General features: G+C 71.1%; 13 protein-coding genes. 6 read left to right on the top strand and 7 right to left on the bottom strand.

Annotation, left to right across the window (positions count from 1 at the left end):
- Nucleotides 1–109 precede the first annotated feature (109 nt).
- Nucleotides 110–337 carry a hypothetical protein gene (locus tag IH09_RS33495; RefSeq protein ID WP_190233487.1) on the top strand — a complete coding sequence of 76 codons (228 nt, stop codon included), beginning with the start codon at nt 110–112 and terminating at the stop codon, nt 335–337.
- Between the two features lie 107 nt (nt 338–444).
- Nucleotides 445–1,344, top strand: coding sequence for a TauD/TfdA family dioxygenase (locus tag IH09_RS33490; protein WP_052861328.1), 900 nt, complete (start codon nt 445–447; stop codon nt 1,342–1,344).
- Nucleotides 1,345–1,483: 139 nt separating this feature from the next.
- Here IH09_RS33490 and IH09_RS33485 read toward each other — a convergent pair whose 3' ends face one another.
- Entirely contained in the window at nt 1,484–2,257 is a 774-nt protein-coding gene (locus IH09_RS33485) for a glycosyltransferase (RefSeq protein ID WP_052861327.1), read from the bottom strand.
- Between the two features lie 66 nt (nt 2,258–2,323).
- Here IH09_RS33485 and IH09_RS33480 point away from each other — a divergent pair, with 66 nt between their 5' ends.
- From IH09_RS33480 to IH09_RS33470, 3 genes are read left to right on the top strand one after another with little or no spacing between them, the layout of a single operon-like run.
- Nucleotides 2,324–3,580, top strand: a complete 1,257-nt coding sequence (locus tag IH09_RS33480; RefSeq protein ID WP_052861326.1) for a nucleotide sugar dehydrogenase — start codon at nt 2,324–2,326, stop codon at nt 3,578–3,580.
- 51 nt (nt 3,581–3,631) lie between these two features.
- Complete coding sequence (locus IH09_RS39485; RefSeq protein ID WP_052861325.1) at nt 3,632–5,017, top strand: hypothetical protein; 1,386 nt, start codon at nt 3,632–3,634, stop codon at nt 5,015–5,017.
- Nucleotides 5,014–6,123 carry a glycosyltransferase family 4 protein gene (locus IH09_RS33470; protein WP_052861324.1) on the top strand — a complete coding sequence of 370 codons (1,110 nt, stop codon included), beginning with the start codon at nt 5,014–5,016 and terminating at the stop codon, nt 6,121–6,123. The genes IH09_RS39485 and IH09_RS33470 overlap by 4 nt, the downstream gene beginning before the upstream one ends.
- A gap of 85 nt (nt 6,124–6,208) precedes the next feature.
- Here IH09_RS33470 and IH09_RS33465 read toward each other — a convergent pair whose 3' ends face one another.
- The 4 genes from IH09_RS33465 to IH09_RS33450 form a co-directional block, all read right to left on the bottom strand.
- Nucleotides 6,209–6,730, bottom strand: a complete 522-nt coding sequence (locus IH09_RS33465) for a hypothetical protein (RefSeq protein WP_052861333.1) — start codon at nt 6,728–6,730, stop codon at nt 6,209–6,211.
- A 257-nt stretch (nt 6,731–6,987) separates the two neighbouring features.
- Nucleotides 6,988–8,058, bottom strand: coding sequence for a prenyltransferase (locus tag IH09_RS33460; RefSeq protein ID WP_052861323.1), 1,071 nt, complete (start codon nt 8,056–8,058; stop codon nt 6,988–6,990).
- The gene (locus tag IH09_RS33455; protein WP_052861322.1) at nt 8,055–8,891 is read right to left on the bottom strand and encodes a methyltransferase domain-containing protein; all 837 of its coding nucleotides are present in this window, start codon (nt 8,889–8,891) and stop codon (nt 8,055–8,057) included. The genes IH09_RS33460 and IH09_RS33455 overlap by 4 nt, the downstream gene beginning before the upstream one ends.
- Nucleotides 8,892–9,027: 136 nt before the next feature.
- Nucleotides 9,028–10,440, bottom strand: coding sequence for a glycosyltransferase (locus IH09_RS33450; RefSeq protein ID WP_052861321.1), 1,413 nt, complete (start codon nt 10,438–10,440; stop codon nt 9,028–9,030).
- Between the two features lie 239 nt (nt 10,441–10,679).
- Here IH09_RS33450 and IH09_RS33445 point away from each other — a divergent pair, with 239 nt between their 5' ends.
- Nucleotides 10,680–11,414: a TetR family transcriptional regulator gene (locus tag IH09_RS33445; protein WP_052861320.1), complete on the top strand. Its 735-nt coding sequence runs from the start codon at nt 10,680–10,682 to the stop codon at nt 11,412–11,414.
- An 80-nt stretch (nt 11,415–11,494) separates the two neighbouring features.
- On the opposite strand, the gene IH09_RS33440 is transcribed toward IH09_RS33445, so the two are convergent.
- Complete coding sequence (locus tag IH09_RS33440) at nt 11,495–11,728, bottom strand: ferredoxin (RefSeq protein ID WP_052861319.1); 234 nt, start codon at nt 11,726–11,728, stop codon at nt 11,495–11,497.
- A complete protein-coding gene (locus IH09_RS33435) occupies nt 11,728–13,179 on the bottom strand; it encodes an aldehyde dehydrogenase (protein ID WP_052861318.1) in 1,452 nt (483 codons plus the stop codon). Before IH09_RS33435 ends, IH09_RS33440 begins: the two co-directional genes overlap by 1 nt.
- Nucleotides 13,180–13,394: the final 215 nt, after the last annotated feature.

Below are 13,394 nucleotides of genomic sequence, written 5' to 3'. Positions count from 1 at the left end.
CCGGCCTCGTGATCAAGGTTCCCGACACGCCCCCCGTGGCGTGGCTTGCGCCCGTGACCGGCGGCGTGGAGTGGACGACGGACCCCGAAGCGATCGAGGCGGCGAAAGAGTGAGCGGTGCCCACGCAAAGCCGCCTCGACCGCCCCTGATCCAGTTGGCCGTCCGGCGCCCCATCACCGCCCTGGCCCTGCTCGGCACCGGCGGCCCTGCGGCGATCGTCATCAGCACCCACGACGCCCGAAACGCGCCCGCACCCGCCAGCGTTCCGGACGCCGGCCCGGAGATCGCCGTGGCGGAGCGCAGCTCTGATGGACAGGCCAATAGCGAAGTTCGGTGACCCAGTTGGCGCCACGAGACTCACCCTCTGTCGGACCGCCTTCGGCGCCCGGACGACAGCAGCACCCGAACGGCACCCCGAAAACCCCAAGAGACAGGGAGCTCCGCGTGTTCATCGACATCCCTAGCGAACTCGAAGCCGCTCTGATCGACCTTCCTCTCCCGCCCTGGGGACTGGACGGTTCGTTCCTGGCGAAGTCCACCCTGGAGCGGTACCGGACCGAGCTGACAGCCACCCCGCGGTTCGAGGAGACCGCCGCGATCCTGCGCCACGCGCTGACCGGGGAGGGCGGCGGATACGCCGTGCTGCGCCTGGGAAACCTTTCCAAGGCCCTGGGGGCCGGCGACCGGTTCCGGCGGCTGGCGACGGCCTTCGCGGCCGAGGTGGCGGTCCCCTTCTCGCCCTTCCCGCGGTGGCCCCTGTGGAAGGGCATCGGGGTAAAGGTCGACAAGGACCCCGGCCGCTCCAGCGGTATCGGGTACAACGCGTTCCACATGGACCTGGTGAACGCGACTCGGCCCCCGGACTACACCACGCTGTTGTGCGTTCGCCCTGACCCGCTCGGCGGCGGCCCCAGCATCCTCTCCGACGCCCACGCGGCGGTGGCGCGGCTGTCGGAGGACAGCCGCGCCCTGCTGGCCGAGTTGGCCTACCACTACGGGACGTTTTTCGACCTGTTCGGCGTGGGCGAGGAGTACAAGCCGTTTCCGATCCTGGACGGTTCCGACCCGGGTGAGGGGTTCATCCGGTTCACCGCCAAGATGCTGGAGCGGTCCGAACTCGGCCAGGCGCACACCAATGCCGCCCGGGAGCTCGCCGAGGAGCTCGTCCGGGGGCAGGTCTCCTTCATGCTCCAGCCCGGGGACTACCTCATCGTGAACCAGCGCCGCTTCCTGCACGGCCGGGAGGCGCTCCACAGCGGTCAGGAGACCGTCCCGGTCTCCGGCCGGCGGCTGCTCCTCCAGTTGTTCCTGCGCGCACCGGCCGGCGACGGCTCGGCCGCGTAGCCGGCCGACGGTACCGGTGACCCACCGAGTTTTGATACCGGGTCCAGCCCCCGAGCACGCGGCACGGCCACGGGGCGGGGCCCGGTCGGGCACCCCCGGAAACGGTCGCGCACCGGGCTCCCCGGGCCGGTACGCGGAGTTAGATGCGAGAGTTGCGCAGCGACTGCCACACGGCGCCGGCCAGCGCCCGCGTCGCCCGCGGGACCGACAGATGCTCGTGCTCGCGGTACAAGTTCCAGTTGTATTGCACGAGGGAGAGCTTGTTGGAGGACAGCGATCCCGCCTGACCGGCCCGGTACACCGCAAGCGGCTCGGCCAGGCCGCGGGCGTCGGCGCCGTCCCGCATGATCGACAGCCAGAGGGCGTAGTCCTGGCGCTTGCGCATCTCCGGCATCAGCCTCGTGCCCAGGGCGTTGCGGTCGTACATGGCGGTGAGTGCACCGATGTGGTCCCGGACCAGCATCGCGCGGTAGTCCACGTGCTCCCGCGCACGGATCACCCGCCCGTTCGGCACCCAGTCGGCGCTCTCGCCGGCGTAGTCGGCGTCCATCTTGAAGTACGAGGTGAACGTCAAAGGTGCATCGCCTTCCGCGGCGAAGGCGAGCTGCTTCTCGGTCTTCTCCGGAAGCCACATGTCGTCGCTGTCGAGAAAGGCGATGTAGTCCCCGCGGGCCCGCTCGATCGCCAGGTTGCGGGCCCGGCCCGCACCGCCCCGCTCGGGCGCGGACTTCGGCAGGACGCGCTCGTCCTGCTCGGCGAAGTCGCGGAGCAGGTCCATGGAGCCGTCGGAGGACTGGTCGTCGGTGACCAGCAGCTCCAGGTCACTGTGGGTCTGCGTGAGCACCGATCGGACGGCTGCGCCGAGCGTGGCTGCCGAGTTGTACACGGGCATCACGACCGACACCAGGGGCACAGCACTTCTCCTTGCCAGACCAGGAACGACGGTCCATTCAAGCACCGCAATCGAGTAGGAGCTGCCATGCAGATAGTTGTCGCTGGTCAGGGCTACGTAGGGCTTCCGCTGGCCGTGCGCGCAGCGGAGGTGGGTCACCACGTGATCGGCTACGACGTGGACGCTCACCGTATCCGCGCGGCGGCCGCCGGCCACTCCTACGTCGAGGACGTGGCCTCCTCGCGGCTGCGTGCCGTGCTGGACTCCGGGAACTACTCCGCGACCACCGAGGCTGCCGCGCCGGCCGGTTTCGACATCGCGGTGATCACTGTCCCGACCCCGCTGCGGGACGGCGTGCCCGACCTGACCTACATCGAGACCTGCGCCCGGACCCTGGGCGAGCACCTTCGCCCCGGCGCGACCGTGGTCCTGGAGTCCACGACCTACCCCGGCTGCACCGAGGAACTGCTGCTGCCGATCCTGGAGAAGGCGTCGGGCCTGCGGGCCGGGGAGGACTTCCTGGCCGGGTTCAGTCCCGAACGCATCGCTCCGGGGAACAAGCGCTGGTCGTTCGACGGGACACCGAAGGTGGTGTCCGGGATCGACGCCAGGTCTCTCGAAGTGATCAAGGGTTTCTACGACGGCATCTTCCAGACCACGGTCCCGGTGTCCGGGCCCAAGGTCGCCGAGCTGGCGAAGCTGCTGGAGAACACCTTCCGGCTGGTCAACATCTCGCTCGTGAACGAGCTGGCGACGCTGGCGGCGCCCCTCGGCGTGAACGTCTGGGAGGCGATCGACGCCGCCGCGACCAAGCCCTTCGGCTTCACCCGGTTCACCCCGGGGCCGGGAGTCGGCGGGCACTGCCTGCCCGTCGATCCGCTGTTCCTCTCGTGGAAGATCGAGCAGGAGTTGGGGGTCGCCTTCCGGTTCGTGGACCTCGCCGACGACGTGAACCGGCACATGCCCGGCTACGTCGTCCAGCGTGTCGTGGACGGCCTCGACAAGCGCGGCCTGCCCGTCAAGGGATCTCGCATCCTGCTGCTCGGCCTGACCTACAAGTACAACGCCACCGATCTCCGCAACTCCCCTTCAGCGCGGGTCGCCGAACTTCTCATCGGCCTCGGCGCCGAGGTCCGCGGCGCCGACCCGAACGTCCAGGAGAGCGACACCAGCAAGCTGAACGTGCCCCGGGTCGATGCGAGCCCGCAGGAGGTGGCCGCCGCTGATGCCGTGGTGCTCCTCATGGACCACTCCCGGTTCGACCTCGCGATGATCGAGAAGAACGCACCGTACGTGCTCGACTGCCGAAACCGCCTGTCCGGAGCGAACGTTGAGACCCTGTGAGCTTCCCTAACTCCCCCGGCCCGCTGCTGACTTCAACCCCAGGAGTTTCTCTTGCGCGACGAATGGGAGCACGCCCACACGGACTACACCAGGCCCGCGCAGCGCCCGGCCCCTGCCTCGCTGGCCGAGAGCGAGGGCGACTGGCGCCGCTACCTGGAGGGCTCTACCCCCAACGGGTGGCTGATCCAGCACAGTGCGATGACCGAAGCGCTCGTCAGCGGCCGGCCCATGTACCTGCTGCACACCACCAAGGACATCACCGCCATCCGCACCAGCGGTGAGCTGCACGTCTCCACCGGGTGCCTGGTCGGAGCCCTGTACTGCTCCCCTCTGGCCCGTCAGCGCGAGGGACTGCGCCCGCACAACCTCGGCGCCTACCTGATGCAGACGAAGCCCAACACCACGTCCATGATCTTCGAGGTCACCCCGGACGCTCCGATCCCCACCAAGGGCGTGGACTACCTGCACCTCGGCACCATCCACCTGCGCACCTACCTGCGCTACCAGAGCTTCCTCACCCCGGCCGAGAACGACCAGCTCGACCGCGCCCTGATGGCCGGGCTGCGCGCCGCGGCCGTGTTCCTCGACACGGCCCTGCGCAACGCAGCCGGCCGCGCCACCGCGGCCCCCGAGTTCATCGACCAGTTGGCTGCCGCCGTGCCTTCCGTGCCGTTCCTCGGCTACCTGTACTTCGAGGTGCTATCCGAGTACCTGATGCTCCACTCTGCGTCTCCGGAGACCAAGACCTACGCCCAGGCCGGGGAACTGAACAACTGGCTGTACAAGAGGATCGCGTTCGCCGCCGTGGACGGCATGCACCAGTTGTTCGACCTGGCCCGCTTCCATCCGCGCCACCAGCGGCTCGTCCAGCTCATCGACGGCGTGGAACCCTCGCTCGCCCCGGGAGTCGCCGAGTACGTGCGGCGACGGCTGTCCCACTTGCTCGCGCGGACCACATTGCATCCGTCCCAGGATGCGGCCTCGGTCACCTTCCAAGGCGCTGATCTCAGGATGCTCCGGCACGTCGCGCCGGGACTGATCGGCCAGATGATCTTCCGCGAGATCCGGTACATGCCGCGCTACCAGCAGCTCTACCACTGCTTCGAGAAGGCCAAGGCACTGGAGGCATGGGACTACTGGAACCACGAGGGCATCCCCACACCCTTCAACGGCATCCTCCCCAAGGGCGAGATCGGGATACACCCCATCTACCCCCGGTCGGCCGTCAGAGCATGGACGGCCAAGCAGGACAGCAAAGGCTTCCTGCACCCGGCCCAGGAGGTCACCGCCGTCTTCACGCCGCACCTGGCGTCGTGGTGGGCGCCACCTCGTCACCGCGGACGGACGACCATCGCCGACCCGCGGATCACGGTGGACCGGGGAGCTCCGTCCTCGCTTCCCGCCCAACGGCCACCCATCAAGGGGATCTCCGCATGACCACCAAACCCCTGACCATCGTCACCGGCATCAACCGCACTTGTGAGCCTTCGTCCGGGAGCCTGATCCTCGTCAACGACCTCTACCGCGCCATGCCCGACACCCATACGACCTTCCTCGGCAGGGCACCGGTCGATCAGGCGTGGAAGGCCGCGTTCGATCACCTGATCCCCCTCTCCACGACGAAGCGCCCCCAGGGCTCCGGCTTCGACCACTACGTTGACGAACTGACGCGAGAGGTCGGCGCGCTCATCGAGCAGCTCCGGCCGGACGCCATCCACGCCCAGTACGTCGGGTTCGCACTCAGCCTGGCCCTCAGCCGAATCGCCGGCACCATCCCGATCATCGCCATCGCCCACGGCCCCGAGGTGACGGCGGCCGAGCGCAGCGCAGCGGAACACGAGGCCATGAACGAGGTCGCCGACGCCAGCGCCGCGATCGTCACCCCGACCTCCGTCCTCGCCGACCACATCGACCGCCTCACCGGGCGCCGGTTCACCGATCGCATCACCGTCATCCCGTGGGGCATCCGTCTGGCCGATGCCCAGGTACGCGATCAGCCGTCCGCAGGGACCGGGCCCCTGTCTCTGGTGCACGCCGGTCGCCTGGACGACAACAAGTCCACGATCACGGCCGTCGAAGCCCTCGCTCTCACCGATCAGCCCCATTGCCTGACCGTGATCGGCAAAGGGCCCCTGCGGGAGCATCTGGGACAACGAGCTGTCGAACTCGGCCTGCGGGACCGGGTCCACTTCGATCGGTACCTGCCCCGCGCCGAACTGTGGCGCCGCCTGCCGAACTTCGACGCCTTCGTCTTCACGACCAAAGGTCTGGATGCTTTCGGGCTCGTCCTCATCGAGGCCCAAGCCCACGGACTTCCGGTTGCCTACTCCGATCTTCCCGGTGTGAGGGAAATCCTCGGAAGCGCTGGCGTTCCCTACCCCCCTGGCGACCCGCGCTCGCTGGCCGTGGCCCTGGACGAGATGGGCCGGGACTTCCACCGGCGCAAGGCCCTGACCAAGGCGGCTCTCAATAACGCGCGCCGATACGACATCACTGCCACCGGCCGCCGGCTTCGCGAACTGACGCTCCGCGTTACCTCCTGACCCCGATGATTCAAGACCGGCCTCGTACACGCCCGACGAACTGTTCGCGTTCACCGCCGCCTTAGCCAAGACGCGGCCGCCCGGCTCAGCCTCCCAATTGTGCGGTGGTCGGCACCTTGTCGGTCACCTCGGCGCCCGCGCTCCGGCCCGCGCCCTTGACGTTGTTGATGATCTTCTCGAACGAGCCGACATCGGCGTCGCCCGCATCGCCCTTGCGGAGTTTGCCGCCCAGGTTCTTGAGCGAGTCGATACCGCTGGAGAGCGGGGTGAGCGCCTTGGAGAGCAGCGGGTCGCCCTTGGCGTTGGCCACCGCGGCCTTGAGCCTGTTGTAGGTGAAGGCGCCGGCCAGACCGGCCTTGACCATGGCGAAGGTCCGGCCGTCCGCGCCCTTTTTGAACTTGCCCGCCTTGAACGGCTTCACGATCCACTGGTAGGTGGCGCCCGCCGCCAGGCCCGCGTTGGTCACGAAGCGGGTCTTGGCGAACTTCTGCTTCTCCACGGAGGTGCTCGGGCTGGGCCCCGCCGCGCTGTTGTCGGCGCCCGCGTCCTTGCTCTTGCCGCAGGCGACGGCACCGGTCAGCAGGCTGCCGGCCAGCAGCAGCGCCACGGCGCCCCGCCGGACGGAGACCCCGGGGCGCGGCGGTGCGCCGGGAGCGGGCCGGGCGGGCGGACTGTCGGGGCGGGCTTCGGTGAGGGACGAGGGCAGGGACACAGCGCGCCTCCGGCGGGCATCGTCGTACGCGGACCACACGCCCGCAGCCTTACCCGGCCGCCCGCACCCCGTCACCCGCAAACGCCCGTTCGGCGCATCCGCACGCGAATTCCGGCCACCGGTGGCCCCGCCCCCGGCGGCGGGGCCACCGCCTACCGGCAGCAGTCCGGGTCGAGCCCGGTCGGCAGCCGTTCGCCGCCGAAGACCGAGGTGGTGGCCTCGTCACCGCCCAGCGCGGCCACCGCGAGCAGCAGCGAGCCGGCCGTCCAGGAGGTGCGTTCGCGCGGCCAGATGGCGTCGTCGTCGAAGACGTAACCGGTCCAGTACATACCGTCCTCGGCGCGCAGATGCTGCATCCAGGCGAGGATCTGTACCGCGCGGTCGGACTCCCCCATCGCCCACAGCGTGAGGGCCAGCTCCGCGCTCTCGCCGCCGGTCACCCAGGGGTTGGGCAGGACGCAGCGCACACCCAGGCCGGGCACCACGAAGCGCTCCCACTCCGCGTCGATCCGGGCGGCGGCGGCCGCCCCGCGCACCGCGCCGCCCAGGACCGGGTAGTACCAGTCCATGGAGTAGCGGGCCTTGTCCAGAAACCGTTCGGGGTGCCGGCGTATCGCGTGGCCGAGGCGGCCCAGGGCCAGTTCCCAGTCGGGCTGCGGCTCCTCGCGCTGGTCGGCGAGCGCGAGCGCGCAGCGCAGCGCCTGGTAGACGGAGGAGGAGCCGGTGAGCAGCGCGTCGGTGACGGGGCTGCCGTCGTCCTCGCGCTTCCAGCCGATCTCGCCGCCGGGCTGCTGGAGTTCCAGGACGAATTCGATCGCCGCGAAGACGGCGGGCCACATGCGGTCGAGGAAGGCCTCGTCGCCGGTGGACAGGAAGTGGTGCCAGACGCCGACGGCGACATACGCGCAGAAGTTGGTCTCCCGGCCGCGGTCGGTCGGCGCCGCGGCGTCCCCGTCGGCGTACGCCGCGTACCAGGAGCCGTCCGGGTTCTGATGCCGGCGCAGCCACTCGTACGCGGCCTCGGCGCGCTCGTGCGCGCCGGCGGCGTCCAGCGCCATGGCGGCCTCGGTGTGGTCCCACGGGTCGAGGTGGTGGCCGCGGAACCACGGGATCGCGCCGTCCGTGCGCTGGGCCGCCACGATGCCCGCGACCGTACGGGCCGCCTGCTCGGCGGTGAGCACCCCCGGCAGGACCAGCCGCTCGGTACGCCCGGGACTGGTCACTTGGCGGCCCCGGCGGAGGACTTGGGGGCCTTGGGGGCCTTGGGGGCGGACGTGGCCGGATCGGTCGTCCCGGCTGCGGCCGGTGCCTGCGCCCACGGGTCCGCGCCGTGCCGCGCGGGGGTGTGCGGTTTGGTCGCGTAGGCGACGAAGCTCTTGCCGAGGACGGGGTTGAGCGCCTGCTCGGCGAGCCGGGTGGCCAGGGGTTTCTTCATGATGTCCCAGACCAGCAGCTTGTGGTACGCCCGCACCGGCAGCGCGGTGTCGTTGTCCACGCCGAACGCGCATTTGAGCCACCAGTACGGGCTGTGCAGTCCGTGCGCATGGTGGGTGCCGTACGGCTTCAGTCCGGCCTCGCGCATCTTGCCGAGCAGTTCGTCGCCCCGGTAGATGCGGATATGGCCGCCCTCGACCTCGTGGTAGGCGTCGCTGAGCGCCCAGCAGACCTTCTCGGGGCCGTAGCGGGGGACGGTGACGGCGATCCGGCCGCCGGGGCGCAGCACCCGCACCATCTCGGCGAGCACCCCCTTGTCGTCCGGAATGTGCTCCATCACCTCGGAGATGATCACGACATCGAAGCTGTCGTCGGGGAACGGCAGGGCCAGCGCGTCCCCCTCCATCGCGGTGGCGGTGGCGCCCTCGGGGGCCTCGCCCGCCTCCTTCATCGCGGCGAACCACTTGGCGACCTCGCGGATCTCCTCGCCGTTGCGGTCGAGCGCGACGACCTGCGCGCCGCGCCGGTAACACTCGAAGGCGTGCCGGCCCGCGCCGCAGCCCAGGTCGAGTACGCGGTCGCCCGGGGCGAGCGGAAAGCGGGAAAAGTCGACGGTCAGCACGGCGTTCTGCTTTCGTCCGGCGGTTCATGGCGGTGGTGGCTGCTGCGGGGAGGGCTGGCGGAGGAGGCGCGGGGGCGCACGGTGACCGGGTGCCGGGCCGCCGGCGGGGCGGGCGCCGGGCGGGGCGCCAGGGACATCAGCCGCGTCCGGCGGCGCTCGGTGCGGGCGCGGCGTCGGGGGTTCTCCCGGACGGCGCCTGGGGGCCGGTGCGGGCGGCGGTCGGGCCGGCCTGGCGGGCGATGGCTTCGCGGTAGCGCTCGGCGGTGCCGATGGCCGCCTGCCGCCAGGTGAAGCGGGCCAGCACCCGCTCCCGGCCGGCCGCGCCGAGGCGGCGGCGCAGCGCGTCATCGCCCAGCAGCCGCAGCAGCCCGGCGGCCAGCGCGCCGGCGTCGCCCGGGGGCACCGCCAGACAGGTCTCGCCGTCGGGCCCGGCGACCTCCGGGATGGCGCCGCCCGTGGTGGCCAGCAGCGGGGTGCCGGTGGCCATCGCCTCGGCGGCGGGCAGCGAGAAGCCCTCGTAGAGGGAGGGGACGCAGGCGAGCTGGGCGCCGCGCACCAGGTCGACGAGTTCGGCGTCGCTGATGCCCTTGACGAACTCGATGGCGCCGGACAGGCCGTACCGCTCGATGGCGGCGGCGACCGGGCCGTCGTCGGCGCGCTTGCCGACGACCACCAGATGCGCGTCGGGCCGTTCGGTGCGGACCTTGGCGAGCGCCTCCACGAGGTGGATCAGGCCCTTGAGGGGTACGTCCGCGCTGGAGGTCGTCACGATCCGGCCCGGCACCTCGGCCACGGACGGATCGGGGGAGAAGAGGCCGGTGTCGGCGCCGATGGGCACGACGTGGATCCGGCCGTCCCGTACGCCCAGGTCGTCCACGATCTCCTGGCGGGACGAGCCGGAGACGGTGAGCACCGAGGGCAGCCGGCGGGCGACCCGCTTCTGCATCCGGGTGAAGCCGTACCAGCGGCGGACGGAGGCGCGGCGGCGCCAGCCGTCGGCGGCGGCCAGGTCGAGCCGCCGGTCGACAGTGATGGGGTGGTGGACGGTGGTGACCAGCGGGGCACCCAGGGCGCGGGCGCCGCCGAGCAGGCCGTAGCCGAGCGTCTGGTTGTCGTGCACGACGTCGAACTCACCGCGCCGGGCGGCGAGATGGCGCCGGGCCCGCAGCGAGAAGGTCAGCGGTTCGGGGAAGCCGCCGGTCCACATCGTGGCGACTTCGAGGGCGTCGATCCAGTCGCGGTACTCACCGCGCCGGGGTGTGCGGAACGGGTCGGGCTGGCGGTAGAGGTCCAGGCTCGGCAGCTCGGTCAGCGGCACGCCCTCGTCGAGGACGGGGTAGGGCTGTGCGCCGATCACCTCGACGGTGTGGCCGAGGCGGGCCAGTTCGCGGGAGAGATGGCGTACGTAGACGCCCTGCCCACCGCAGAACGGGTTCCCCTTATACGTGAGCATCGCGATACGCAGAGGGCGGTCGCCGTGCGCCGGGGCGACGCCCGCGGGGCCCGTCGCGGGGCGGGGCGTGGCTGCCTGGACGGCTTCTGCGGTCACGCGCGGCCCCCTTCTCACTGGACTCCCGCCGGAGCGTAACCGCTGGCGGTAATCTAGAACAAGTTTCAGAACTGATTGGCTACTGATCAGTTAACGGAGCTTCGAATCTACCGGCCGAGAGGGCGACAAAAAGAGCCACACCAGGTGATTCGCGCCACCACCCGCCCCCCTGCCATGCTGTGGCGATCACACCACCGGCACTCGCCCTCTCGCGGACGGAATGCCACGGAATGGGACATATGACTGCGGAATCCAAGGCGGCCAAACCGTCGCTTCCCCCGAGTCCTCCCCTGACCGAGCGTCAGGAGGCCAGGCGCCGCCGCATCCTGCACACCAGCGCCCGGCTGGCCGGCCGTGGCGGCTTCGACGCCGTGCAGATGCGCGAGGTCGCCGAGTCCTCGGGCGTCGCACTCGGGACCCTCTACCGCTACTTCCCGTCCAAGGTGCATCTGCTGGTCGCGACCATGCAGGACCAGCTCCAGCACATGCACGAGACGCTGCGCAAGCGGCCGCCGTCGGAGCAGGACCCGGGCGCGCGGGTCGCGCAGACCCTGATGCGGGCGTTCCGCGCGCTCCAGCGCGAACCGCACCTCGCGGACGCGATGGTGCGCGCACTGACCTTCGCGGACCGCTCGGTCAGCCCGGAGGTGGACACCGTCTCCCGGCTGACCACCGCGATCATCCTGGACGCGATGGCCCCGCCCCCCACCAGCCGGCACCCCGCGCAGGAGCTGCCGCACCCCGCCCGGTCCGCCACCCCCGAGCAGCTCTCCGCGGTCCGGGTCATCGAGCACACCTGGCACTCGGCGCTGATCACCTGGCTGTCGGGACGCGCCTCGATCGCCCAGGTGAAGATAGACATCGAGACGGTCTGCCGGCTGATCGACATCACGACACCGGATCCTGGGCCGGAGGCGGGAGCGGAGTCGGAGCCGGGAACGCGTACGGGGGCGACGAAGCCGCGCGGCCGCTGAGACGGCTGCCGCCCGGCGGGACGGGGACGGGCCCGCGCGGGCACATGACGCCCGCACGGCACCCCGCGGCCGGACCGCGCTCACTCCTCCGGCGGGAAGACCGCCGCACCGCTGCCCGCGACCGTGAGGGTGATCGCCTCGACCGGGCACCCCTCGGCCGCCGCCAGCACGCTGTCGGCGGCGTCCGTCTCCGGTGCCACGGGGTGCGACTGCCGGGCCGGGCCGAGGCGGAAGCCGTCCGGTGCCGCGCCGACGCACATCCCGGAACCGATGCACACGCTCCGGTCCACCGCCACCCGCCAGCGCTCGCCCATCACGCACCGGCCGGCAGATGGATCATCTTGTGCTCCAGGTACTCGCCGAACCCCTCGGGCCCGAACTCCCGCCCGATCCCGGAGTTCTTGTAGCCGCCGAACGGGCCGAGCATGTCGATGCTGAAGGTGTTCACCGAGTACGTGCCGGTGCGCACCTGCCGCGCGATGTCGATGCCGTGCTCGGTATCCGCCGTCCACACCGAGCCCGACAGCCCGTACTCCGAGTCGTTGGCGATCCGTACCGCCGCCGCCTCGTCCTCGTACGGCAGCAGGCAGATGACCGGGCCGAAGATCTCCTCGCGGGCGATCCGCATGGCGTTGTCGACCTCGCCGAAGAGGGTCGGCTCGACGTACCAGCCCGTCGGCTGCCCCTTCGGCTGCCCGCCGCCGGTCAGGACCTTGGCGCCTTCCTGGCGGCCGAGCGCGATGTAGTCGAGCGAACGCCGCTGCTGGCGCCGCGCGACCAGCGGGCCGACCTCGGTGGCCGGATCCAGCGGGTCGCCCACGGTCAGCGCGGCGGCCGCCGCGGCGAACCGGTCGGCGATCTCGTCGTAGCGGGCGCGCGGGACGAGGATGCGCGTCTGGGCCACGCACGCCTGGCCGTTGATCATCCAGGCGAACGGGACGATGCCGGCCACCGCCGCGTCCAGATCCGCGTCCGGCAGGATCACCGCCGCGGACTTGCCGCCGAGTTCCAGCGTGACGCGGCTGAGGTTGCGGGCGGCGACCTCCATGACCCGCCTGCCCGCCGCCACCGAGCCGGTGAACGACACCTTGTCGACGTCCGGATGCCCGACCAGGTACTCACTCACCGCCCGGTCCGCGGGCAGGATCGACAGCACCCCGGCCGGCAGCCCGGCCTCGGTCGCGATCTCGGCGAGGAGGTACGCGTCCAGCGGGGTCTCCGGCGACACCTTCAGGACCACCGAGCAGCCGGCCAGCAGCGCCGGCGCGAGCTTGGCGGCGGCGGTGAACTGCGGGACGTTCCACGGCACCACGGCCGCGACCACCCCGACCGGCTCGCGCCGCACCAGCAGCGGCCCCAGGAGTCCGGCCCGCCGCTCCTCGAACGGGAAGTCCCGGGCGACGGTGAGTGCCGCGTCCCACACCAGCATCGCGGCCAGCGCCTGCACCATGACACCGGAGGTGACCGGGGTGCCGTTCTCAGCGCCGATGACCCTGGCGAACTCCTCGCTGCGCGCCCCGAACGCGTCCTTGATCCGGGTCACCACCGCGATCCGGTCCGCCAGCGGGGCGTCGGCCCAGACCCCGGACGCGAAGGACGTACGGGCCGCGGCCACCGCCCGGTCCACATCGGCCCGCGAGGCGTGCGGGACGCGGCCGATGACCTGTTCGGTGTGCGGTGAGACGACCTCGATCGTGTCGCTGCCGGCCGGATCGACCAACTCACCGCCTATGTAGAGCTTTCCGTACTCGACGAGGTCACTCATCGCTGCCGCCTCCTGCGGGTTGGCCGCCGGTGTCCGGTAAGGGGCTTCCGTCTCTCGATGGTCGGGGGTGAACTCTGGGGGGAACTGCTGGGGCTAGGGGCGCTCGGGGTCACCTAAGGGGGGCCTCAGGCAGCGGTCCTCCTACGGGGCGCTCCCCGCGGTGTGTCCTCCGTGGCGGTTCTCGAAGATTTCTGACTACCCATCAGGAACCTCCC

This window comes from Streptomyces celluloflavus, assembly GCA_000720995.1.
Classification (GTDB): domain Bacteria; phylum Actinomycetota; class Actinomycetes; order Streptomycetales; family Streptomycetaceae; genus Streptomyces; species Streptomyces celluloflavus.
This window is presented reverse-complemented; position numbering and strand designations above follow the sequence as displayed.

Coding starts and splice junctions, on each gene's coding strand:
- IH09_RS33480 (WP_052861326.1), top strand. CDS start 2,324: ATGCAGATAGTTGTCGCTGGTCAGGGCTACGTAGGGCTTCCGCTGGCC.
- IH09_RS33445 (WP_052861320.1), top strand. CDS start 10,680: ATGACTGCGGAATCCAAGGCGGCCAAACCGTCGCTTCCCCCGAGTCCT.
- IH09_RS33435 (WP_052861318.1), bottom strand. CDS start 13,179: ATGAGTGACCTCGTCGAGTACGGAAAGCTCTACATAGGCGGTGAGTTG.
- IH09_RS33470 (WP_052861324.1), top strand. CDS start 5,014: ATGACCACCAAACCCCTGACCATCGTCACCGGCATCAACCGCACTTGT.
- IH09_RS33440 (WP_052861319.1), bottom strand. CDS start 11,728: ATGGGCGAGCGCTGGCGGGTGGCGGTGGACCGGAGCGTGTGCATCGGT.